The 2,058-nt window shown below is 39.1% G+C and carries 1 protein-coding gene; it reads right to left on the bottom strand.

Annotated elements, in window-relative coordinates:
* Positions 1-172 precede the first annotated feature (172 nt).
* Positions 173-1,915 (bottom strand): IS1182 family transposase, encoded by a 1,743-nt coding sequence (locus tag PG418_RS19000; RefSeq protein WP_271817418.1) that lies wholly within the window; start codon positions 1,913-1,915, stop codon positions 173-175.
* Positions 1,916-2,058: the final 143 nt, after the last annotated feature.

The raw sequence follows: 2,058 nt of genomic DNA, 5'->3' as shown, positions 1-2,058 counted from the left end.
GGGGCTGTCGGTAAATAACGTTTTTTAAAGCTGACAGCACCAAACAAAAATATCCTGACAGTTACAAGGCTTTCTGGCTCTGCAACTTGTTCAGGATATTTTTATTTTGATAAATACTTTCTGGTTTTGGCCGCAAAAAATCCTTGCTTGGATTTTTTTAGCCGCATTTTTTCTAGGCAGTTTTTCCTTCAAATTTTCTCAGTTTTTCATATAAAAAACGATGATATTTATTTATATTTCTGCCAATGGCATATAGCATGAATTCTTTATATACCTTATCTGCCGAGCGGTAATTAAAACGCCGGAAGTTCTCGTTTTCCTTGATGTCTCCAAAATGTCCCTCCGTCTGAATGGAACGTGTCTGGCGTTTCAGGATTCCGCGTTCGCTCTGGATATTGGCATGGGATCTTTCTTTCAGTTTCTCCCATTGTTCATTGATCTTCATGACTTTGTTCTTTTCGGCATCTTTCTCCGCATCATACTTATACAGACAGCGCACTTTGTGTTCACATCCGCTACAGTCTGCACAGCCATATACCTCAAAGATCTGTGTATATCCATCCTGCTCTTTGCTCTCTGTCCTGAGATGCCGCAGTTCACGTCCGTCATGGCAGATATAGAACTGTTCATCTTCAAAGATCCCTGTCCTCATGTTGTAATATTTACTGATATCTTCTGAATAAGCGCATGTTTTTCGCTTTTCATGATCCTGCAGTTTTATATAACTGGATATTTCATTCTGTTTTAAATAAAGCAGATTTTTTTCACTACAGTACCCGCTGTCCGCAGTTACTTCTTCCAGAATACTCCCGAAAGCATTCTTATGTTTTTCAATGACTGGGATCAGGGTATTATAATCGGTGCGGTCGCTGCTTACATATCCATGTACGATAAAATAATTCTCTACCGCAATCTGAACATTATATGCTGGTTTTAACTGTCCGTTCAGCATGTGATCTTCTTTCATACGCATAAAAGTTGCTTCCAAATCTGTTTTGGAATAACTGTTTCTGTCTTTTCCCATGATCTCAAAGCATTCTTTATATTCCATCAGTCGTTTTCCGCATTGTTCCAGTTCCTCATGCAACTGTTGAAGTGCAGGCTTTCTTTTCCCTTTTCCGTAAACGAATTCGATTCCCTCGTTGTCTGCGATCATCGTGAGATTGTTCTGGAGTTTCCGTATTTCGAGTGGAGAACAGTTATCAATCTCTATAATACGGTTATTGGAGAGTTTTTTATGTTTTGCAAGCTTTCGTTTTCTGTTCTTTTCGATCACTTCCCGGACCTTGTCCATTCCTTCAATCACAAACATCTGTGCATTTCCAAGCCCATACTTTACCCCATAATCATTCTCCTGCAAAAAAGCATTATATTTTCCAAAAAGCTGGTCGATAGAATCCAGGAGGCCTGCAAGATGGTAATTAATGCTTCCGCGCCATACAAAAGTATAACGGTTCGCATTTGCCTCTATCTTTGTACCGTCAATAAAAAGTTCTTTTAATGTGACTAGCCCTTCTTTCTGCAGCCGCCGCATAAACTGGTAATTCAGATCATCCAGGATATCAGATGTCAGCTTCCTGTTTTTAAAGTCATAAAAAGCATCACGTTTCGGTTTTTGTCCGCGCGTCAGCCAGATAAAAGCAAGGTCTCTTTCACACAGATCAACAATACGGTCAACAGAACGTATCCCCCGCATATTTGCATAGGTAACTACAGCATACATCATAATTGGGTTGTACCCGGTTCTTCCCTTATCTGAACAATTGGCTAATAAGCCAGAAAAATCTAATTCCTCCATCACTTTTTTCAGGGTATAGACTGGATCGTCGTCAGGTAAACTCAATTCGAAGAAACTAAAGTTAATTTTCTGTTGCCCTAATTCAAAAAAATCATTATAATAATTATTGGTTAGCATAGTTACATTATAACATGTAACGGAGAGAAAGATGGTTGTCATTAGCCATCTTTTTTTCTTTTTTCAGATAAATTTAGGGAGGGTATGACTCGTTGTGAGTCATACCCTCCCTGATTTGGAACTATCTATTTTCCGACAGTCCC

Source organism: Bariatricus sp. TF06-38A (genome assembly GCF_027690675.1).
Lineage (GTDB): Bacteria > Bacillota > Clostridia > Lachnospirales > Lachnospiraceae > Allocoprococcus > Allocoprococcus comes.
Note: the sequence above shows the minus strand (reverse complement) of the source record. Positions and strands in the feature narration are given on the sequence as shown.